At 60.6% G+C, this 20,648-nt stretch carries 16 protein-coding genes; 13 read left to right on the top strand and 3 right to left on the bottom strand.

Annotated features, from left to right (window positions below):
* The first annotated feature begins 239 nt into the window (after positions 1-239).
* The 6 genes from LEPTO7104_RS36560 to LEPTO7104_RS0101535 all read left to right on the top strand — a co-directional run bounded on the left by LEPTO7104_RS36560 (position 240) and on the right by LEPTO7104_RS0101535 (position 9,953).
* Complete coding sequence (locus LEPTO7104_RS36560; protein ID WP_017296784.1) at positions 240-2,630, top strand: CapA family protein; 2,391 nt, start codon at positions 240-242, stop codon at positions 2,628-2,630.
* Between the two features lie 116 nt (positions 2,631-2,746).
* Complete coding sequence (locus LEPTO7104_RS0101555) at positions 2,747-3,616, top strand: aldose epimerase family protein (protein ID WP_017296783.1); 870 nt, start codon at positions 2,747-2,749, stop codon at positions 3,614-3,616.
* A 141-nt stretch (positions 3,617-3,757) separates the two neighbouring features.
* Positions 3,758-5,956, top strand: a complete 2,199-nt coding sequence (locus LEPTO7104_RS0101550) for a PhoX family protein (protein WP_017296782.1) — start codon at positions 3,758-3,760, stop codon at positions 5,954-5,956.
* A gap of 342 nt (positions 5,957-6,298) precedes the next feature.
* A complete protein-coding gene (locus LEPTO7104_RS0101545; RefSeq protein WP_017296781.1) occupies positions 6,299-7,312 on the top strand; it encodes a permease in 1,014 nt (337 codons plus the stop codon).
* 101 nt (positions 7,313-7,413) lie between these two features.
* A complete protein-coding gene (locus LEPTO7104_RS0101540) occupies positions 7,414-8,214 on the top strand; it encodes a TIGR03943 family putative permease subunit (RefSeq protein ID WP_071527162.1) in 801 nt (266 codons plus the stop codon).
* A gap of 2 nt (positions 8,215-8,216) precedes the next feature.
* Positions 8,217-9,953 (top strand): Ig-like domain-containing domain, encoded by a 1,737-nt coding sequence (locus LEPTO7104_RS0101535; protein WP_017296779.1) that lies wholly within the window; start codon positions 8,217-8,219, stop codon positions 9,951-9,953.
* Between the two features lie 42 nt (positions 9,954-9,995).
* Here LEPTO7104_RS0101535 and pgeF read toward each other — a convergent pair whose 3' ends face one another.
* On the bottom strand, positions 9,996-10,778 hold the full coding sequence (pgeF, locus tag LEPTO7104_RS0101530) for a peptidoglycan editing factor PgeF (protein ID WP_017296778.1): 783 nt from the start codon (positions 10,776-10,778) through the stop codon (positions 9,996-9,998).
* A 333-nt stretch (positions 10,779-11,111) separates the two neighbouring features.
* On the opposite strand from pgeF, the gene LEPTO7104_RS32315 reads away from it, so the two are divergent.
* The 3 genes from LEPTO7104_RS32315 (at position 11,112) to LEPTO7104_RS0101515 (ending at position 13,886) form a co-directional block, all read left to right on the top strand.
* On the top strand, positions 11,112-11,912 hold the full coding sequence (locus tag LEPTO7104_RS32315) for a biotin--[acetyl-CoA-carboxylase] ligase (RefSeq protein ID WP_155523474.1): 801 nt from the start codon (positions 11,112-11,114) through the stop codon (positions 11,910-11,912).
* A gap of 87 nt (positions 11,913-11,999) precedes the next feature.
* The gene (locus tag LEPTO7104_RS0101520; RefSeq protein WP_225886913.1) at positions 12,000-13,409 is read left to right on the top strand and encodes a M23 family metallopeptidase; all 1,410 of its coding nucleotides are present in this window, start codon (positions 12,000-12,002) and stop codon (positions 13,407-13,409) included.
* Positions 13,410-13,454: 45 nt separating this feature from the next.
* Entirely contained in the window at positions 13,455-13,886 is a 432-nt protein-coding gene (locus tag LEPTO7104_RS0101515; RefSeq protein WP_040695237.1) for an acyl-CoA thioesterase, read from the top strand.
* A gap of 229 nt (positions 13,887-14,115) precedes the next feature.
* Here LEPTO7104_RS0101515 and LEPTO7104_RS0101505 read toward each other — a convergent pair whose 3' ends face one another.
* A complete protein-coding gene (locus tag LEPTO7104_RS0101505; RefSeq protein ID WP_017296773.1) occupies positions 14,116-14,631 on the bottom strand; it encodes a pentapeptide repeat-containing protein in 516 nt (171 codons plus the stop codon).
* Between the two features lie 216 nt (positions 14,632-14,847).
* Here LEPTO7104_RS0101505 and LEPTO7104_RS0101500 point away from each other — a divergent pair, with 216 nt between their 5' ends.
* Both LEPTO7104_RS0101500 and LEPTO7104_RS0101495 read left to right on the top strand, forming a co-directional pair.
* The gene (locus LEPTO7104_RS0101500) at positions 14,848-15,960 is read left to right on the top strand and encodes an IS630 family transposase (protein ID WP_017296772.1); all 1,113 of its coding nucleotides are present in this window, start codon (positions 14,848-14,850) and stop codon (positions 15,958-15,960) included.
* A 329-nt stretch (positions 15,961-16,289) separates the two neighbouring features.
* Positions 16,290-17,279, top strand: coding sequence for a methyltransferase domain-containing protein (locus tag LEPTO7104_RS0101495; protein WP_017296771.1), 990 nt, complete (start codon positions 16,290-16,292; stop codon positions 17,277-17,279).
* On the opposite strand, the gene LEPTO7104_RS0101490 is transcribed toward LEPTO7104_RS0101495, so the two are convergent.
* Positions 17,240-18,322, bottom strand: a complete 1,083-nt coding sequence (locus LEPTO7104_RS0101490) for a class I fructose-bisphosphate aldolase (protein ID WP_017296770.1) — start codon at positions 18,320-18,322, stop codon at positions 17,240-17,242. The two genes, LEPTO7104_RS0101495 and LEPTO7104_RS0101490, sit on opposite strands and share 40 nt — an antisense overlap.
* A gap of 388 nt (positions 18,323-18,710) precedes the next feature.
* Here LEPTO7104_RS0101490 and moaA point away from each other — a divergent pair, with 388 nt between their 5' ends.
* Together moaA and LEPTO7104_RS39245 are read left to right on the top strand one after the other, a co-directional pair.
* A complete protein-coding gene (gene moaA / locus LEPTO7104_RS0101485; RefSeq protein ID WP_026072275.1) occupies positions 18,711-19,697 on the top strand; it encodes a GTP 3',8-cyclase MoaA in 987 nt (328 codons plus the stop codon).
* A 217-nt stretch (positions 19,698-19,914) separates the two neighbouring features.
* A partial coding sequence (locus LEPTO7104_RS39245) for an IS4 family transposase (protein WP_040695834.1) occupies positions 19,915-20,648 on the top strand: 734 nt, incomplete at its 3' end.

Genomic DNA, 20,648 nt, shown 5'->3' with positions numbered 1-20,648 from the left:
TTCTGCCGGTCTGTATCGTCGAGGGCAGAACCTCAGCTTGCCCCAGCTCGCCCCAGCCCACCTTCTGCTGGGGCAGAACAGGTCCAAGAAATCGACAGAGGGACGGATGTGTCGCCCTCTCAAGTCTGCACTATGATTGGGGCATCGCATTCGCCGTGGCGGTTCTGGCCTCTGAATGGTTACTCAGGGGACGGTCTGGCCACCGCCGCTGATGCCGTTTTATCTGTGTTTGCATTCCTATGATTAGTGCGGTTGTTCCTCCCCGGCCCCAGCTTGCCCCCCTAGCGCCATTGCCTCAGCCCCCTACGGTGCGAGAGCGGGCAGCGGCGGGGCACTTCCGCGACATCGCTCTGTGGCTAAACCAACCCCTAGCCCCCCACGGCATTTTTGTTCAGGTTCAGGCCGATCGCCCCGGCTGCTTGCAGCTAGTGGTTGAATTTCAGCAGTCGCCAATCAAAGATCGGCTGCTGCGGTTTTTGTGTCATCGGGTGTGGTTGCTCAACTCAGACTTAATCGAAGGCATTTGGGTCATCGCTCGGCCCTTGGGGCACCGCCGGGTGCTGTGGCAGCAGCGCATCAAGATTGTCACTCCGGCCCTACGCCAGCGCCAGGCCGCTCTGGCGGCTAAGGCCCAGCGACCCCCCGCCTCCCCGATTCCTGCCCAAATTCGATCGCCGCGTCCGGCGAAGGGGCTATCTCGCCAGCGCTTGCAGACGCTGCGGGCCTTTGTCTTGTCGGGCACTGCGGTGGCGGCTTTTGTGATGGGCTGCCTGCTAGAGGCGATTATCTCTGCGCCGTCGCCGGTGCTGCCCCAGTTTTCAGCCCAGGCGGAGCTGCGGCCTGCGAACGAGGTCTCCTCTACCGTTCCCAGAACCGAAACCGGGGCAGGAGCGGCAACGGCGCCAGCGGCAACAGTGGCCAACGCTCCCGCTGGCGGGTCTACTGCCCAACGCCCCCCGGCTACCCCCGTAGCCAATCGACCTACGGTAGTCGATGCAGCCCTTGAACCCGTCGGCGTTATTACCCATCCCACCCTCACCCCATCTCCCAGTGACGATGTCACGCTCCTGTTTGGTGGCGATATTTCCCTGGAGGATATTGCCCCCGATTCTCTAACGGCCCCCGGCGGCTTTTTTGCGGACGTGCCGGACGTTGGTAAGGCCGATCTGGCCCTGGTCAATTTGGCGACGCCTCTGGCTAAGGCGGCCACCAACCTGGAGGAGGACTTACACCACCAGACCCGCGCCGATGCCGTCAACCTGCTGGTCAACAGCGGGGTGGATATGGTCAATCTGACCAACAGCCGCCTGATGGACTACGGTACGGAGGGACTCGACGAAACCCTGACCACGCTGGATACCAAAGGCCTCTACCGCATTGGGGCGGGGCGCAACGCGCTGGAAGCCCGCCGCCCAGAGGTGATCGACATTAAAGGAAAGCGGATTGCCTACCTGAGCTACGCCATGGGGGGCAACAACGCGGCCCACGACACCGACGTTCTGAAGGAGCGGGCCGGGGCCGATGATCAGGCGATCGCCAAGGAAGTCGAAACCTTTAAGACCGCCACAGCCTTTAAAGATAGAGCCGGCTTTAACGCCCAGGATATGCCTGAGATCGTGGCTGACATCAAGGCCCTGCGCAACGAGGTCGACTGGATTGTGGTGAACTTCCGCTGGGTCGATCACCTCAGCGAGCAGCCGAACTTTATGCAGACCAACCTGGCTCGCCTGGCGATTGATCAGGGGGCCGATGTGGTTGTGGGCTACCACCCCACGGTGATTCAGGGGGGCGAAATCTACAAGGGTCGGCCGATTGCCTACTCCCTGGGGGACTTTGTCTTTCACCCTGGCGAACCGGTGGAAAATCAAGACTCCGCTGTCCTCAAGGTTTCCCTAAAGGACGATCAGATGCGGGTTGAGCTGGTGCCAGTGCGGGTGAGTGACGCCCATCCCAAAACCCTAACGGGCGAGGCCGGACAGAAGGTGCTGCAGCGTATTGAGCAGGCCTCTGCCCAGTTTGACGAGCCGCTGACATCGCCGATGGTGCTGGATCTCAAGGCTCCAGCTGCGGCCCCCGAAACGCCCAGCGACCCCAGCAGCCCCTTTGTGTCGCCCGATGCTGAGGATGTTCTGCCGGTTGAGCTAGAGCCAAAGCAGAACATCGCGCCCAAGGCCCAGCCTGAGCTTTTGCCCGAGTCTCCGACTGAACCTGGCGGTTCCGATCGGCCCGAACCAGCCTCCGTCAAGCCCCTGTCGCCGGCAGACCCGGCAACTCCAGCGGAGGCCACCGACAAGCCGGACGTAGAGGTGGAGTTTAACCAGGATTTGCGGGAATGGGGACCGAAGGTATCGCCAAAGCAGCGGGAGTTTCAGCCGGTGCCGCCCCAGCGATCGGGAGACAGCGCCCAAAGCAGTCAGCCATCGACGCAAAACGAGGCGGGCTCGGCGAGTCACCCCAGCGCCAAGCCGCCGGTTCCTCAGCCCCAGATTGGTCCCCACGTCGCCCCTGAGCACCCCGTGGCGACCCTGACGCCGCCGCCCAAGGCTCAGAACAAGGCTCTGGAGGCTTCTGACTGGAGCGATGCTGTCCCCCCCGCCCCAGCAGCGGTAGATTTAACGACGATAGACTGAGCGCCCGGGCGCACCGGGCGATCGCTCTGTGAGGCTGAGGGAAAATCCTGGGACGATGGCTCCCTGCCGCCAGGGAGCTATGGTAACGTCTAGGCATACTGCCCCTGAGGTGCCCCGTGTTTGCCGTTGCCCTAAAAGCAGACCCCGATTCCACCTACGTTCTGTCCGACACCGACACCGATGCCCGCCTCGAACTGGTGCCCGATCGCGGCGGGCTTGTCACCCGCTGGCAGGTAGAAGGCCAGGATATTTTTTACTTTGACCGCGATCGCTTTGCCCACCCAGAGCTATCCGTGCGGGGCGGCATCCCGATTTTGTTTCCGATCTGCGGCAATTTACCCGACAACCAATACAGCCTGGGCGGCCAGTCCTACAGCCTCAAGCAGCACGGCTTTGCCCGCGACCTGCCCTGGCGGGTTACCGGGCAGGAGGTCACCGAGGCCGCCAGTCTAACCCTGGAGCTGAGCAGCACCGAGGCGACCCTGGCTCAGTATCCCTTCGAGTTCAAGCTCACTTTTACTTTTAAGCTGCGGGGCCACATTTTGGAACTGGGGCAGCGGTTTACCAACCTGTCGGCCCAGCCCATGCCCTTTTCGACCGGGCTGCACCCCTACTTTTTAGTGGAAGATAAAACTCAGCTGGAGTTTGAGATTCCCTCGGCGGAGTTTCGCAACCACCTGACCGGCGGAGTGGAAGCCTTTGGGGGCAGCTTTGACTTTGCCCAGGAGGAAATCGACCTGGCTTTTCAGGGCCTGACCGCCCCTGCCGCCACCGTTACCGATCGCCACCTGGGGCGGCGGCTGACCCTCTCCTGGAGCCCCGACTACACCAAACTGGTGTTCTGGACGGTGAAGGGCAAAGACTACTACTGTCTGGAGCCCTGGACGGCTCCCCGCAATGCCCTGAACACAGGTGAAAACTTGCTGCTGGTTGAGCCCCAGCAAACCCTGGAGACTGGCGTTCGCATGGCCGTGGCTTTTTTATAATCCGGCTTTAATCCTTGATAATCCTCCCTTAAGCAGAATTTGGTGAGGCTGCTTAATAATGGCTCTGGCACTGGGGATCTGCCGCCCCCTGAAGGATGGCTGCCCCGGGCGAAGCCCAATTAAGTTAAGGATTCAACCGGCATGAGCCTCAACCGTAGACAGTTTCTGCTATTTTTTGGTGCCGCGGCGGGCACCGCTGCATTAGGATCGTTTCCGACTGCTTCAAGCGGCGGCCTGGGTCAGCCAGCGTTGGCCAGTACCGGGCTGGCCTTTAAGCCCGTCAACCTGCCCCTACCCCTGAAAACCATGGGGTTAAGCGCTGATCAGCAGATGGCAGAATTTTCTAGCTTTACCGTGGTCGATGACCTGGTACTGCCCGAAGGCTATGTCTATGACGTGGTTGCGGCCTGGGGCGATTCGGTGGGCGATGGCCACTTTGGCTACAACAACGACTACCTATCCTACGTGGAGACTGCCCCTGGCCAGGGCTTTCTCAGCGTTAACTTTGAGTACATCAGCGCCGCCACCTGGATGGAAACCTACGGCCCGGTGCTGGGCAAGAGCCTGCCCTTCGAGGCCGTGAAGGCAGCGGTGGCGGCCGCGGGCGACGATGGGGTGGATGCCTTTAGCCTGCCCGAGGGCGACCCCCTCAAGGGTCAGATTCGGGCGATCGCCGAGGCCGCCCTCAGCGATCTGGGCATCGGCGTGATTTCGGTGCGCCAGGCCGCTGGCGGCGGCTGGGAGCGCACCAACAGCGGCAGCGATCGCCGCATTACCGGCATTGCAGGACTGAAGGACGATCGCTACCTCAAAACCACTGGCCCGGCGGCGGCGGTGTTCCGCAAGACCAGCGGCAGCGGCTATCTCGACGGGCTGGGCGATCGCATAGTCGGCACCTTTGCCAACTGCGCTGGCGGCACCACCCCCTGGGGCACCATGCTCAGCGCCGAGGAAAACTTCCAGGACTACGTGCCCGAGGGCGTCCATGCCGACGGCACCGCCCTCAGCCCGTCTGAGAAGACCTTTGCCATCGACCCCGACGGGCTCAACGGCCTGGGCAACGTGCTGGGTCTGGCCGGCAACAAGTACGGCTGGATGGTCGAAGTTGACCCGGCCAACCCCAACGACTACGGCACCAAGCACACCTGGATGGGCCGCTACCGCCACGAAGCCGTGGGCATTCGGGCCACCGCCAATCAAAAGCTGGCCCTGTACTCTGGCTGCGATCGCCGGGGCGGTCACCTGTACAAGTTCGTCAGCACCGATACCGTGGTCGACCCCAAGGCCAAATCCAACTCTCGCCTGCTGGCCGACGGCAGGCTCTACGCCGCCAAGTTCAACGCCGACGGCACCGGTCGCTGGATTGCCCTCAAGGCTGACACCCCCGTCAACCCCTATCTGCCCAGCCAGATCGAAGGCGGGCTTATCACCCTGCCCAAGCGCCCCGCAGGCGGATTTACCAAGGTTGAGGACGATGCCGATATCGCGGCCTTTAAGACCCAGTTTAAGACCCTTGGCGACCTGTACAGCGGCAGCGACCTAGAGCGGCAGGGGGCGATTCTGATCGATGCTCACTTTGCCGCCAATGCCGCCGGGGCCACCCCCACCGCCCGCCCCGAAGACACCATGGTGCATGCCGACGGCACGCTGTTTATCAACTTCACCTCGGGCAGCCCCGGCGGCGACGGCGGCCCCGACAAAGCCATTTTTAAGGGGCCGAACGGTGAAAGCCCCTACGAATACGGCTGGATTATGAAGCTCAAGGAAGACAGCAATGACCCTGCCGCCATGACCTTCCGCTGGGAGGTGCTGCACGTGGGGGGAGAGCCCGCCGAGGGCGGCATGGGCTTTGCCAACCCCGACAACATGGAGCTTGACGCCAGGGGCAACCTCTGGATGGTGACGGATATGTCCAGCGACAAGCACAACAAGGCTCTACCCAGCCGGGTGGACAGCGAGGGCAAGCCCGTCAGCCAGTCGAACCTGCGCGGCCTGTTTGGCAACAACTCGATCTGGTATCTGCCCCTCCAGGGCGAGAACGCCGGCCAGGCTTTTGTGTTTGGCTATGCCCCGATGGAATCAGAAATGACCGGGCCGTTTATGACTACCGACATGAAAAGCCTGTTTATCTCGGCCCAGCACCCCGGCGAAATCAACGGCCTTCGCAAGGACATGGCGGTTGAAACCCGCGCCTTTGCGATGACGACTACCGACGGGAAACCATTTATGCAGCAGCGGCAGGTGCCGATTGGCTCTAACTGGCCCGCTGGAGCGGCCAATGCGGCTCCCCGTCCGGCGGTGGTGGTCATTCGCAGGGCCAACGGCGACGACCTGGCCTAGGGCGTGCCATCAATTCTGGCTAAAATCCTGATTCCACCAGCATTGCCACGCCCGACCCCAAAAACAGGCTAGGGGCTGTAACCGTTGATTGTTGGCCCATCAGCAACTAATTGACGACAGCCCCTAGGGGTCTGGGCTGGGGCTCTAAACTCAGGGATGGGGCCCTGGCCCCATCCTTTTTAAGCGATAGGGCAGCGATAGGGTTGGCCCGATCGGGCGAAAACCGCCCCGCCAGCGGGCGATCCCCGCTGGCGGGCAGGGGCCAACAAGATCCGCTAAAATGTGCTTCTGCCTGGCGACCCCCCGCCGGGACGGCTGTCTTGCACCCTGGCCCGTTCTGCTATGACCCAACTCAACAACGGCATCACGCTATTTTTTAGCCTGCTGATCGAGGCCATGCCCTTTTTGTTGATCGGGGTCCTGTTCTCTAGCCTGCTGCTGCTGTTTGTCGATGAGCAAAAGCTGCTGACCGTCATTCCTAAAAACGTGGTGCTGGCGGCGCTGGCTGGGAGCCTGATGGGATTTATGTTTCCGGTGTGCGAGTGCGGCAACGTGCCCGTAGCCCGGCGACTGCTGTCCAAGGGTGCGCCCACGGCGGTGGCCATCGGGTTCTTGCTGGCGGCTCCCGCCGTGAATCCGGTGGTGTTTTGGGCCACCTGGATAGCCTTTCGCGACCAGCCCGAAATTGTGTTTTTGCGGCTGGGCTTTACGCTGTTTATCGCGGTGGCGATCGCCCTTATCTTTAGCGCCCAGGCCGACATGCGCCCTTTTTTGCAGGACAATCTCACCCGCCTGATGGGAAGCCCTCAGCCCGCCCCTGTCGAGCCTGAGGTATCGCCTCTGCTCAGGTCCGGCACGTTTTTAATGCAGGCCCCGGGGCAGGTGCTCCAGCTCGATGCCCCCCCGGCCCAGGTGATGGCTCAGGCGACAACCGTTCAACCGCCCCTGGTGGCCCGCCTGCCCCTGGTAGTCGACAACATGGTGCTAGAGCTGCGGGAGCTGGGGGCGGTGCTGGTGATTGGCAGCGCGATCGCGGCCTTTGTCCAGGTTGCCATCCCCCGCGAGGTGATCTTGAACCTGGGTCAGGGGCCAGTCACCTCTATTTTGGCCATGATGGTCCTGGCGCTGGTGGTGTCGATCTGCTCCACCGTCGATTCATTCTTCGCCCTGTCCTTTGCCTCTACCTTTACCGGCGGTGCCCTGCTGGCCTTTCTGGTATTTGGCCCCATGATTGACCTCAAAAACATCGGCCTGCTGTTGACGGTGTTTAAGGGGCGGGCCATCGTCTATCTGTTTTTGCTGGCGGCCCAGCTCACGTTTTTGCTCACCCTGGTGATGAATCTCTACACGGGATAGAGCCCGGGCTGGGGTCTCTGCCTGGCCAGACGCCGATCGCCTCCCCGGCAACGCGCTTTTTAACTGCACTCCACGCGAATGGGTAACCCTGACCAGCTGCCATGACCTCTACGCCTCAAGCTAACCGTAGTTCTCGGCCTGCCGCCCGGCGGCCTGTGCCCTGGCAGGCATTGCTAGATGCCGCCATGCTGCTGCTCTGGGGGACTATGATGCTGCGCTTTGCCGTAACCGGCAAGCTATACCTGCTGCTGCACCCCGACTATATGTGGCTGGCCTACCTGGCCCTGGCGCTGCTGCTGGCCATGGGTATAGTCCGCCTGGGGCAGGTGGGGTTGAGCTACCGCCAGGGCCGGGCCGTGAGCTTTCGCAGCCAGGAGCACATAGCCCTGCTGCCCCGGCAGTTGAGCGTTGGCCTGCTGATTGCGATCGCGATCTTTGGGCTGATCTATACCCCGCGCCCCTTTGCCAGCGAAACGGCCTTTCAGCGGGGCATTACCGATGTGCTGGGCCAGACGCGATCGCGCCCCCAGCAGTTTTCCCTGGGCGGCACCTCCGGCGATCGCACCATTGTGGACTGGGTGCGCACGCTTAACGTCTATCCGGAGCCCGATGCCTACCAGGGCCAGACCGCCAAGGTCACCGGGTTTGTAACCCACATTCCCGGCTGGCCGGAGAATATGATTATGATTTCGCGGTTCGTGCTCACCTGCTGTGCCGCCGACGCCTATCCGGTGGGTCTGCCCGTAGAGCTGCCAGCGGGTACCGCGCCCCCGGCGGCCGACACCTGGCTGGCCGTTGAGGGCCGCATGCAGACGACTGTCCTTGAGGGCAAGCGGCGGCTGGCCATCGGCTCCGCCACCCTGACCGAAATTCCCGAACCCCGTACCCCCTACGAATATTGACCATGGCCCGTCGCCGCGCTCGCCGCTCCCGCCAGCACCGCCTGGCTCAACCCCTCGATCGCCTCGCCCTGATCGCCATCGCCAGTCTGACGCTGGCGCTGGGGCTGCTGATGCTGACGGGCGACCACGCCACGGCGCGGGTGCGCGATTTTACCTGGCAAGATCGCCAGGTTGGGGCCGAAGATCGGGCCTTTTTAATCACCTTTAGCCGCCCCATGGATGGGGCCAGCGTAGAGAAAAACCTCAAGCTGGATCCGCCTTTGCCGGGCAAAGTGAGCTGGGCCGGACGGCGGATGGCCTATACCCCCAGCGACCCCCTGCCCTACGGCGAATCGTTTACGCTCAGCCTGGACGGCGCCCGCGATCGCTATGCCGCCCAGAGCGATCGCCCCAGCCGCTTTGAGCCCTTCCAGGCCCAGTTTCAAACCCGCCAGCGGGCCTTTTTGTACATCGGGGCCGAGGGCGACGAAGCCAACCGCCTGGTGCTGGCTGACCTGGCCCGTCAGCAGCGGACTATTCTCACCCCCAAAAACCTGTCGGTGATGGCCTTTAAATCCTATCCCCTGGGGGATAAGGTACTCTTTTCGGCCAGCGACACCAGCCAGCCAGCCGGTCTGCTAAACCAGCAGCTCTACAGCGTGACCACGGGCCTGACGCCGCGTCCGCCGGTCGATTTTATGGCCGATCCGCTGCCCCTGTGGCGGCGACTACTGCCCGAAGGCCCACCGCCTGCCTCGGGAGAAACCACCCTGGTGCTCGACGATCGCGACTACCAAAATCTCAAGTTCGATCTGTCCCGCGACGGTAAAATCATTGTGGTGCAGCGGGTCAACCGTCAAAACCCCGCCGACTTTGGCCCCTGGCTGCTGCGCGCCGGAGAGCCCCCTAAGCCCATCGAAACCGAGCCAGGCGGCGACTTCTTAATTGCTCCCGACAGCCAGTCGCTGCTGCTGCTCCAGGGCCAGGGTACCGCCATCATCGACCTGGGGGCAGAGCTAGTCAACGGTCTCCACAAGCCCCTCGACTTTTTGCCCGAGTACGGTCAGGTGCTGGACATGGCCGCCGACGGTTCCGCCGCCGCCATGGTCAACTTCAACCAGGATGACCCCGCAAAGCGCTATACCGAGTCGCTGTTTTGGGTCACCAACCAGGGGCGCGAAGAGGAACTTTTGCAGGTGAGCGGGGCTATTTTAGAAGCTCAGTTCGACCCCACTCAGAAGCTCCTTTACGTACTGGCCACGGAACTGGTTAAGGCCCCCGCCAACAGCGAAACTCTGCAACCCGACGATGCCTACGCTGAACAGCCCCTGCTGCTGGCCGTCACCCTGGCCGATGGAGCGGTTAGCCCGCTGCTGCGGCTGCCCCTGCAGCACGAGATTCACATGAGTGTGGCTCCCGATGGGCGATCGCTGCTGCTGGACCTGGCTGACCAAACCGCCGCCGCCAAAGGGCCAAAGATCTGGCGCCTGCCTCTGGTTAATCGCCCCGCAGGGGCCGACTCCGCCAAGACGACCGCAGCTGCCCTCGCCGCCCGTGAGGGCATCGACTCCCCCGATTCTCTGGCCCAGGCCCCAGATTCAGCTTCAGATCAAGCCCCAGACCCAGCTTCAGATCAAACCCTGGATAAATCTCCGGCTCTAGCCTCCGACCAAGCCGCCGATGCCCTGGCCGCCGCCCCAGCGGTCATCGATCCAGAACCCTTTCCCTTTCGGGGGATTCAGGCCACCTGGCTACCCTAGGCCGGGGACCAAACCGTCAGAACAACCCCTTAGAACGACCCCTTAGAACGCCGCCGCGTCCTGGCTGACAATGCCCGACCACTGCACCTGCTTTTCGCCCGTGCGCCGGTAGGAAAAGAACCACTCGGGTTCCTGAAAGGTGCAGTGGGGGGCGATCGCCACCTGGTCGCGGTCTAGCCCCAGCTGCTCTAGCTGCATTGCGTTAACTCGCCGCACATCCAGGCGAACTTTGCCGGGGGTATCATCCCTGAGCAGGGCAGAATCTCCTCGCTGGAGCAGGGCTGCGATTACAGACTCGTCATCCCCAGCGCCGTCGATTCCCAGGCTGCGCCCCACCGCTGCCGCCACATCCGCAGAGACCTGGTAAACCTCCCCAGCGATCGCCGGGCCAATCGCCACCACCAGATCCTCCAGGCGGCTGCCCTGGGCCTGGAGCTTGTCTACGGCCAAAGGCACAATGGCCTGGGCCGTGCCCCGCCAGCCCGCGTGCACCGCCGAGACTCTGCCAGTGGCGCGATCGCCAATCAGCACCGGGCTACAGTCCGCCGAGCACACCCAGAGAGCCTGGTGGGCGCGATCGCTCAGCAGCCCGTCGGCCTCGGCCCTGGGCTGGTCTGAATTGGGCAAATCGGCAGCAGCCAGCACCCGGTTGCCGTGCACCTGCTTCACCCGCTTCACCCCTGCATTCGAGGCCAGGGCTGCGGTCAGGGCCTCCGGGGCCTGGGGCCAAAACCGTCGAGTAAAAAAGCCGTGGGGCCATGGCCGCAGCAGGTCGCAGGTGAGAAAGCCTTGCCCCTGCCAGGTTTGCCAGTACCAGTCTGTCATGTTGCCTCCCAGGGCGGTTTTGGTGCCTGTACGATGCTACAGCCCCTGTCGCCCGCCGCCAATGCCCTGCTCCAGTGTTTCTACCAAAGTGTCCTACCGCCAACAGCCCGCCGCCAATCGCCCTCGCCACCAATCGCCCTCGCCGTCAATCGCCAATATAGAGAAGGCGTTAAGCTACCGGGCGACTTTATCAAGTTCTATTTGAGGGTTTTCCTCCATTCCGCCACAGGTTTTCTAAGGTGATAGCGTAATCAAAACCAGTAACGACCTATTTTGACTTCTATAGATAACCTTTAGGATCCTCGGGTGAACCTATACCGACTCCGCCAGGCTGTGCAACAGCCCCCCCTCAACTTGGGCATCATGCCTTGCTATCAGGCCCTGCGCCCGCGTTTTCACATCCACTGGGTCGAGCAGGTTGACTCCACCAACCGATCGCTGGCCGCCATGATGGCCGCAGGCGCTCCGGCGGGGACCGTGCTGGTTGCCTCTAGCCAACAGGCTGGGCGCGGTCAGTGGGGGCGGCAGTGGCAGTCCCCGCCGGGGGGGGTATACCTGTCGCTGGGGCTAAAGCCTGACCTGCCCGCTCACCGCAGCCCCTACCTAACCCTGGCTAGCGCCTGGGGGGTGGCCACCAGCCTGGTTAACCTGGGGCTGCCGGTGCAGGTTAAGTGGCCCAACGATCTGGTCGCGGCGGGCAAAAAGCTGGGCGGGGTGCTGGCGGAAACCCACCTGGAAGGCGGCAGGGTTCAGACCGTGGTCATTGGGCTGGGGCTAAATGGCGTTAACCCAGTGCCTGAAAATGGCATTTCCATTCAGGAGCTAATTCAACCGGACGCGGCCCCAGGCCCCTTGAATACCGTAGAGGATCTGGCCGCGATCGCCCTCTACGGTCTCATGCAGGGGTATCTCCACTGGCTCAATCTGGGGGACGATGCCTTCCTAATCGACTACCACACCCGCCTGGCCAACCTCGGCCAGAGCCTGACGGTAGAGGGCAAATCGGCGGAAGTGATTGGGGTAGCTCCTTCGGGCAATTTACGGGTACGGCTAAGCCCCCCGCACAACGATACGCCAGCGGTCAAGACGCTGGAGATTGAACCAGGTAAAGTAACTTTGGGCTACAATGCGTAGCGGCTGACTATGGTGAAAAAAAATAATATAGAGTCTATCCAAGGCCATAGGCCCACTGGAGCTTATCCTTCGCTGGCCTGGCTGCAGATGGCAATCATGGTGGGAGGCATGGGGCTTACCTACAGCGGATTGGCCGTCGCCGAAACCGCTGATACCCAGGACATACCTGACCAGGAGGTGCCGGTTGAGACCTCAGCAAGCTATCTCATGCCGGAGCATAGCATTCCCCATCAGACTAGCTCCCAGGTGACTCTAAGTTTGCCTTCACCCTCCGCAGCACGACCTGACTTTACCCCCCAGCGTCCGCCTGCATCAGCCGTTGTGACATCCCCCTCTGTAGCGAATTCGCCGATGTTCTCTCCGGTTCCCCCTCCTTCTCCAGCGGCTATTACCGTTACTATTCCGGCTCAGCCAGCGGCCTCCACCATGGCTGAGGATCTGCTGAAACCCGCCGTTGCATCTATGGCCGCTGCCGCCCATTCTTCCGATCCTGCTGAGGCTCCCGCCGCCGCAGGATCTGCCTTGGTAGCCAATCCCGCTGAATCAGCCCCGCCAGCGACCACCGCTCCCGCCATGCCGGGAGCTGTGGTGCCCGATACGATTGCCGCCGATGAGTCAGTGCCCGCGGGCTACAACAGCGTCTTTATCGACCCCACCGACTACAGCCTGGGCGCCACCCAGGCCCCGACGGCGCAGCCCAGTGGTGCCCCCAGCGTAGTCTTTGCCGAGCGCTCCAGCGGCTGTCAGATCACGGTGGCGGCTGGACAGACTAGCCCCAGCGCCGCCTGTGCCCCCACCGCCTCAGCCGCCTCGGGCGGCAGCGCTGACCAGGGCGAAATCCATGTTGGCCCCATTGCCGTCAGCTCCCAGGGGGTGCGCCTGGGCAGCACCACCATCGTCAGCCGTGCCGCCCTCAATGAAAAACTGCGCCCGCTCAACGTGCTGCGGCGCGGCAACGAAGAATACGTGTTTCCGCTGTCGATCCCAGCTTCAATTTCGTCGGTGTTTGGCTGGCGCATGCACCCGATTCAAAATACTTGGCGATTTCACGCCGGAGATGACCTGGCAGCCCCTACGGGCACCCCAGTGTTGGCTACCCGGGCCGGACGGGTCACGGTATCTGGCCTGCTAGGGGGTTACGGTCTGACGGTGATCTTACGCCATGACGACGGCACCCTGGAATCGCGCTACGGCCACCTGTCTCAGCTAGCAGTGCGGGCCGGGGAATGGGTCGAGCAGGGCGAGGTGATTGGTCTGGTGGGCAGCACGGGTAACTCTACCGGCCCCCACCTGCACTTTGAGCTGCGCCAGCTCACCGACGACGGCTGGGCCGCTGTGGACCCTTCTGAGGTATTGCAGTACGGCATTGCCAACCTGCTCAAGATTATCGACAACCCCATGCTAGCCCTGGGCCAGGGCGGCGTTGAAGCGGGGGCCGCTGAACAGGGCGTACCGGCTGACCTTCCTTTCCGTCCGGCCCAGCCCAATGCCAGCTAGGGATAGACCTGGCACAATAGCGGCTTTAGGCCCAGGACAGCTGCCGTGGGTTATGTGACCGAGTACCAGGTGCGGTTCCACGAGACCGATGGCGCTGGGGTGGTGTACTTCGCCAACGAATTGGTGATGTGCCACGGGGCCTACGAAGCCTCGCTGGTGGCGGCGGGGCTTGATGTTGGCGCCTTTTTTCGGGCTGAAACCCTGGCCTACCCTATTGTTCACGCCAGCATAGACTACCGCCGCCCGCTCCACTGCGGCGATCGCGTCGAAATTCACCTCACCCCCACCCGCCTGGATGACAGCAGCTTTGAAATTCGCTACCAGGTGAAGCTTGACGATGCGTTGGCCGCCCAGGCGGTGACTCGCCATGTCTGTATTGAAGTGGCTAGCCGCCGCCGCCGCCCGCTGTCCAATGAAATAGAGGCGTGGCTGAGCCGCTGGAGCGATGGTCAATCCGAGCCTGGAGGTGGGGTGTAGTGGAAGGTAGCTGGCAGGAGTGGCTGTTTGTGGGCGGCTATGTGGGGTTTTTGGTGGCAGTTTCTTTTCTAGTCCTGCGCGATCGCCCCAAACCCTAAGGCGTGTCATCAATTCTCGCTACAATCCTTGTCCTACAGGCATTGCCACGCCCGACCCAAAAAATAGGCTAGGGGCTGTAATCGTTGATTGTTGGCCCATCAGCAACTAATTGATGACAGCCCCTAGCGTTTTACCGGCAGCCTAGCGAGTCCCGCGTGGCCACCCCGGTGGTAGGATTTACCCCCGCCGCTGTCTGACAGAGCTTGCGGGCCTGGGCTCCGTCTAAGATTGCCCCCGAAAAGTCGGCACCGGTAATCTCGGTGTCTTCAAAGGTGGCCCGCAGCAGAATGGTGTCTGCCAGAATGGCATCGCCCAGGTCGCTGCGGGTAAAGCTGACCGAGTCGAGCATGCCGGTGGTGAAATCGGCCCCGTGGAAGTTGGCATTGGTGGCCACCGAACCGCTGAAGATCGCCCCCCGCACGTCGGCGTTACTGAAATTGGTCAGCTCTAGGTTGGCGTTGGAAAATTCTGCCGCCCGCAGCTGCTGCCCCGAAAAATCCCTGCCCTTAAGTTCGGCATTGCTGAAGGAGAGCGGCGGTGGATAGTAGGGGTTGGCGGCGGCTGGCCCTACCCGTAGACCGGTGACCAGAGCCAGGCCAACGATCGCTACTACAGAACGCTTAAGCAGGCCAGAAAACCACTGCATCAGCACACCTCTAGACGGAACTGTCCTTGTTGTAACACTCTCGCTAGAACCGCGATCGCCCAAACATGTCGCGGCCCCAGGCGCCTCTGGTGCCGCGAAAGCTGAGACTTGGGGCTAATTCAGGCGGCGGGCCGGGGCGGGAACCCGCGAGTTCCCTGGGGTAAGCTGTTAAGCATCTAAACTACATATTAGGGAGTGTATTTTGGTGAGTTATACATGCCAATCAAGAATTACCTAACGGCCGAAGAGAAACAGGAATTGCAGAAGCAGCTTAAATTTCATGAGCATCCCGACGTTCGTGAGCGTATTCTAATTCTGCTATTGCGAAATGATGGCAGAAAACAGCAAGAGATTGCAGACTTTCTAGGTTGCTCCTTAAGGAAAGTAGCCTATTGGTGTGCCCACGGAAATCCAAGTGACTTAGCCAGTTTAACCGATGAACGAATGCATGGGAATTATCATAAGGCCACCGATCAATATGTCAACTTATTATTGGATGTCATTGAGAAAGAGCCTCAAGAATTGGGGTACGAATTTGGTCGATGGACGGCGGCTCGGCTCGCCACATATTTAGAACAAGAAACCGGGATTCAGCTAAGTGGGAGTCAAGTGAGGAGGATTCTCAAGTCAAAAAAGTACGTTTACCTCTGGGCCAAATATAGCTTAGAGGAGAAGCAAGATCCAGAGAAGCGAAAACTCTTCAAGGCAAAACTGGAGGAGTATTTAAGAATTACTAAAGAATCCCCAGAGAATCTCCAGGTCTGGTTTTGGGATGAATGTGGCTTTAGTTTGAGAGTGACACGTCGAAAGGATTGGGTCAAGAAAGGGACGCGCAAGAAGGTTTCTGGAATTCGACGGAAAGGACGTATCAATGTGATGGGAGGAATCCGCTATTCGGACAAGAAGCGGTTGGTGGACTTTCTCCCCAAAGGAACCGGTGAAAATTTTTATAAGGTTCTCAAGAACTTTTACGAGGAGGTTATTTATGACTGGGCTGGCGAGGATAGGAGCGTGAGCGAATTTGAGAAAGACGGGCCTAAGGTTGTGATTATTTTAGACAATGCGAGTATTCACAAAAAGGAGGAATTTACAGAGAAGATAAAGTTAGAGATGCCAAATTTAGTTTTGGAGTTTTTACCTGAGTATAGCCCGGACTACAATCTGGTCGAATTGGTTTGGCATTCAGCAAAAGAGTTCATCTCAAATCGTTTATTTAAGTCTATTGAAGATCTCGAGGCTCTTATCAATAAGCTTCTCAATGAAGGAGAACTGGCCATAAATTGGCATCGGAAGGTGAAAAACAAGGGAAGTGCTATTGATGCAATTTAGATGCGCAACAGCTTAATACCCGGATTTTGTAAGCAATTCTTAAAGTTGGTCGTGTTGTTTCCGTAAATTCACGGTGGCGCGCTCCCCCACATCGCCTGGGATTCGATAGCCTTGGTACAAGCGCTTAAAGGGCGGCTTTGTTTAGCTTAAACGTCAGATAGGCGTCTCCTGATGGGGTTTCCCCCGGCTTCGGTCGGGGGTTTTTGTTTGGGGAGAAATGACCCGGCTGGGTCCAGCCAGGTGGCCTACGTTGATCTGAAGGCCGCAAGCTTGTCACAATAGGGTAACAATCAACCATATAAACCGTAACGCGGCAGATTTTTCCCTAAATGAACTTAATCGGCATTCTTGGCCTTTTGATTGGGCTGCTGGCTGTGGGGGCAGTGGTGTACTTGCTCACCCCGCGCCGCTACGAATCATCTAACTCCGTGGCCAACTCTTACGACCAGTGGACCGAAGACGGCATTCTCGAATTTTACTGGGGCGAGCATATTCACCTGGGTCACTACGGCTCGCCACCCCGGCGCAAAGACTTTCTCACCGCCAAGGCCGATTTTGTCCACGAAATGGTGCGCTGGGGCGGGCTCAACCGTCTGCCAGCGGGCACGACCGTGCTGGATGTGGGCTGCGGCATTGGCGGCAGCAGCCGCATTCTGGCCCGCGACTACGGCTTTGAGGTCACCGGAGTCACCATCAGCCCTAACCAGGTGCGGCGCGCCCAGCAGCTTACCCCCGAGGGGGTCTCGGCCCGGTTTCAGGTGGACGACGCCATGGCGCTGTCGTTCCCCGAGGGCAGCTTTGACGTGGTGTGGTCGGTGGAAGCTGGCCCCCACATGCCCGACAAGGCCGTATTTGCCCGCGAGCTGCTGCGGGTGCTGAAGCCCGGCGGCGTGCTGGTAGTCGCCGACTGGAACCAGCGGGACGACCGCAAGATTCCCCTCAACGCCTGGGAAAAGCCGGTGATGCGCCAGCTGCTCGATCAGTGGTCGCACCCGGCCTTCGCCAGCATCGAAGGTTTTGCCGAGCAGCTGGAAGCCACCGGGTTGGTGGCCGGTCAGGTCACCACCGCCGACTGGTCGAAGGAAACTCTGCCCTCCTGGCTCGACTCGATCTGGCAGGGAGTGATTCGGCCCCAGGGCATGGTGCGCTTTGGGCCGGCGGGAATTATTAAATCGGTGCGGGAGGTGCCGACCCTGCTGCTGATGCGGCTGGCCTTTGGCACCGGACTGTGCCGGTTTGGCATGTTTCGGGCGGTGCGGGCCAGCCAGCCGGGCCAGCCTCAGGCAATGGTGACGGCCTCAGACAGGTACACGTCCTGAATCAGGTGAAACAGCTTCACCCCGTCTTTGAAGTCGCGTTGGAAGGTTTTGCGGCCTGAAATTAGCCCCATGCCGCCAGCGCGCTTGTTGATCACGGCGGTGCGCACGGCCTCGGCAAAGTCGTTTTCGCCGGAGCCGCCGCCGGAGTTGATCAGCCCCATGCGCCCGGCGTAGCAGCTGAGCACCTGGTAGCGGGTGAGGTCGATGGGGTGGTCGGTGGTGAGGTCGCTGTAGACTTTGGCATGGGTTTTGCCGTAGGAGCTGCCGAGGGCCTTGGCCACCGCTGCGTAGCCGTTGTTGACCTCGGGCAGCTTTTGCTTGATGATGTCGGCCTCGATGGTGACGCCCAGGTGGTTGGCCTGGCCAGTGAGGTCTGCGGCTAGGTGGTAGTCTTTGTCCTGCTTGAAGGCGCTGTTGCGCAGGTAGCACCAGAGAATAGTAGCCATGCCCAGCTCGTGGGCTCGCTGGAAGGCGGCGCTGACCTCCTGAATCTGGCGAGTGGAGTCTTCGGAGCCGAAGTAGATGGTGGCCCCCACCGCTACGGCCCCCAGGTTCCAGGCCTGATCGACATCGGCAAACATCACCTGGTCGAAGCGGTTGGGGGCGGTGAGCAGCTCGTTGTGATTGAGCTTGAGAATGAAGGGAATTTTGTGGGCGTAGCGGCGCGACACGCTGCCCAGCACGCCCAGGGTGGTGGCGACGGCGTTGCAGCCCCCCGCGATCGCCAGTTCGACGATATTTTGCGGGTCAAAGTAGATAGGGTTGGGCGCAAAGGAAGCCCCGGCGGAGTGCTCAATGCCCTGGTCCACGGGCAAAATCGAGAGGTAGCCGGTATTGGCTAAGCGCCCGTGCCCATAGAGCTGCTGCAAGCTGCGCAGCACCTGGGGACTGCGATCGCTCTGGGCAAAAATGCGATCGACCCAGTCTGGCCCCGGCAGATGCAGCATTGATTTAGATACCTTGGCCTCGTAATCGAGCAGCGATTCGGCATCGGGGCCAAGCCAGTCGGCGATCGTATCGGGGGATGACAGAGCGGTTACCATGGCGTCGTGTTGATTTACGGCATTGAATCAGGGACGAAGGCTGTCTAAACCTTAGCCCAAGGTCGTAGAAACGGGGATCTATCTAGGGATACTGGCCAGGAACACTGGCCGCTGGCACTGCCTTACGCTCGCTTTTGAGTAAACTTCGAAACCAGGCGAACCCGGCACGGAAGGCGGCATAGCTTTTCCCTACGGGCATATCCCCACATATATAGATGCTGACGGATGAACCTTAAGTCAGGCTGAGTTTGGCGCTAGTAAACCTTCAGAAAACTGCCTAGCGGCCCTGGACAGGCGGTAGAAGCGGGCCTCAGTTTCAGGGCAGCAGCCTACGGAATTTGGTGAGGGTGCCATAATCGGGGCAATGCCCCTGTCTCCCCTCGCCCCCATGCCTACCATTGACTACCTCCGCATCAGCCTTGTCGATCGCTGCAATTTTCAGTGCCAGTACTGCATGCCCGAGGGGGCCGACTTGCAGTACCTGCCCCAACAGGAATGGCTGACCCGAGCGGAGCTGAACCAGCTACTGCGAGAGGTGTTTATGCCGCTGGGGTTCTCCAACTTTCGGCTCACCGGGGGCGAACCGCTGGTGCGGCCTGGGGTGGTGGATATTGTCCGCGACATCGCCAGCCTGCCCGGCACTCGAGATCTGGCCCTGACCACCAACGCCTTTTTGCTCAGCGGTATGGCCCAGGATCTCTGGGATGCGGGGCTGCGGCGGATCAACATCAGCTTGGATTCGCTAGATCCAGTCATTTTTGACCAGATTGTGGGCGGGCGGGGCAAGTCGCGCTGGCCCCAGGTCTGGGCGGGCATTCAGGCGGCGCACCGGGTCGGGTTTTCGCCGCTGAAGCTCAACGTGGTGGTGATTCCCGGCATCAACGACCACGAAGTGCTCGATCTGGCGGCGCTCACCCTCGATCGCCAGTGGCACGTGCGCTTTATTGAGTTTATGCCGATCGGCAACGACAGCCTGTTTGAGGCCAAGGGCTGGGTCGATTCGGAAACCCTGCGCGATCGCATTCGTCAGCGCTGGGGCCTAACCGAGGGCGATGTGCTCGGCAACGGCCCCGCAGATGTGTTTCAAATTCCGGGGGCCCAGGGCACAGTGGGGTTTATCAGCCAGATGTCGGAGTGCTTCTGCGATCGCTGCAACCGCATGCGCCTGTCGGCGGACGGCTGGCTGCGCCCCTGCCTGCTGAACGAGACTGGCCAGATCGACCTCAAAACTGCCCTGCGCCAGGGTGTTCCCACCGCCGAACTGAAGCGCCAGGTGGCGGAATTGCTGGCGACCAAGCCCGACATCAACTACAAAATGCGCGAGTCGGGTACCACCGGGGCCTACGGGCGCACTATGTCGCAGATCGGTGGCTAGGAGTCTTAGGCAGAGAATTAGGTACTATTCCAGAAGCAGGGGAGCAGGGGAGCAGGGGAGCAGGGGGGCCAGGGAGCTAGGGCGATCTAATCGGGGATCGGTTTAACCTGTGGGTCTTAACGGGTGACAAGGGCCATCAACATCATACGGTATAAGGGTTTGAGACAATGGAGGGGCAAAAAAATAGGGAACCCCAATGCGGCTCCCCCTAATCAATATGTTTCCTGCATTCTACCAAACCACCCTTCGCACCCACCTGAGTGAAGCCCAGTACTTGACCTTGCAGCTGTTGTTGCTATTGCTACAGGCCCACCGACAGGTCAAACTCTCGGTGTTAGCCAGCGTCTTTCCTCAGCCGATTCAGTATCAAAGTCGAAAACGCAACTTACAGCGATTTTTAGCGCTGCCAAAACTTACCCTCAAGGTGCTGTGGTTTCCACTGCTCAAGTATTGGATTCGGCAAGTGCAAACGGGACGGGGGTTGAACCGCGACCAACGCCGCCGTCTAAGAACGCTCAAACATCATCAACATGGCTATTGGATTCTGGCTATCGACCGCACGGAATGGAAAGGACGGAATATCTTCATGGTCAGCGTGGTGTGGGGGACTCACGCCTTACCCGTCTATTGGGAGTTGTTAGGGCAGGCGGGCAGTAGTGACCTAACAACGCAACAGCGACTCCTCAAAACGGCCCTGTCCTTGTTCAAGTCTTATCCGGTGCTCGTGCTGGGTGACCGGGAGTTCCATAGCCCTAAACTGGCGGCATGGTTGGATAAGCGAGGGGTGTTCTTTGCGCTCCGGCAGAAAAAAGCGCTTCATTTCCAAACCGATTCTGAAGGCGGGTACCGTGTGCTCAGAGACCTGGGCTTCCAGCCAGGACAGTCTCGGTTTTATCAGGGCATTTTGTGCAATAAAGGCGATGGCCTTGGCCCCTTTAACTTAGCCGTCTA

The organism is Nodosilinea nodulosa PCC 7104, assembly GCF_000309385.1.
Classification (GTDB): Bacteria; Cyanobacteriota; Cyanobacteriia; order Phormidesmidales; family Phormidesmidaceae; genus Nodosilinea; species Nodosilinea nodulosa.
This window is presented reverse-complemented; position numbering and strand designations above follow the sequence as displayed.

Bases quoted from the DNA above. Each gene is read 5' to 3' on its own strand.
- LEPTO7104_RS36560 (WP_017296784.1), top strand. From the start codon at position 240: ATGATTAGTGCGGTTGTTCCTCCCCGGCCCCAGCTTGCCCCCCTAGCG.
- LEPTO7104_RS0101550 (WP_017296782.1), top strand. From the start codon at position 3,758: ATGAGCCTCAACCGTAGACAGTTTCTGCTATTTTTTGGTGCCGCGGCG.
- LEPTO7104_RS0101545 (WP_017296781.1), top strand. From the start codon at position 6,299: ATGACCCAACTCAACAACGGCATCACGCTATTTTTTAGCCTGCTGATC.
- LEPTO7104_RS0101540 (WP_071527162.1), top strand. From the start codon at position 7,414: ATGACCTCTACGCCTCAAGCTAACCGTAGTTCTCGGCCTGCCGCCCGG.
- LEPTO7104_RS0101535 (WP_017296779.1), top strand. From the start codon at position 8,217: ATGGCCCGTCGCCGCGCTCGCCGCTCCCGCCAGCACCGCCTGGCTCAA.
- pgeF (WP_017296778.1), bottom strand. From the start codon at position 10,778: ATGACAGACTGGTACTGGCAAACCTGGCAGGGGCAAGGCTTTCTCACC.
- LEPTO7104_RS0101520 (WP_225886913.1), top strand. From the start codon at position 12,000: ATGGCAATCATGGTGGGAGGCATGGGGCTTACCTACAGCGGATTGGCC.
- LEPTO7104_RS0101505 (WP_017296773.1), bottom strand. From the start codon at position 14,631: ATGCAGTGGTTTTCTGGCCTGCTTAAGCGTTCTGTAGTAGCGATCGTT.
- LEPTO7104_RS0101500 (WP_017296772.1), top strand. From the start codon at position 14,848: ATGCCAATCAAGAATTACCTAACGGCCGAAGAGAAACAGGAATTGCAG.
- LEPTO7104_RS0101495 (WP_017296771.1), top strand. From the start codon at position 16,290: ATGAACTTAATCGGCATTCTTGGCCTTTTGATTGGGCTGCTGGCTGTG.
- LEPTO7104_RS0101490 (WP_017296770.1), bottom strand. From the start codon at position 18,322: ATGGTAACCGCTCTGTCATCCCCCGATACGATCGCCGACTGGCTTGGC.
- moaA (WP_026072275.1), top strand. From the start codon at position 18,711: ATGCCTACCATTGACTACCTCCGCATCAGCCTTGTCGATCGCTGCAAT.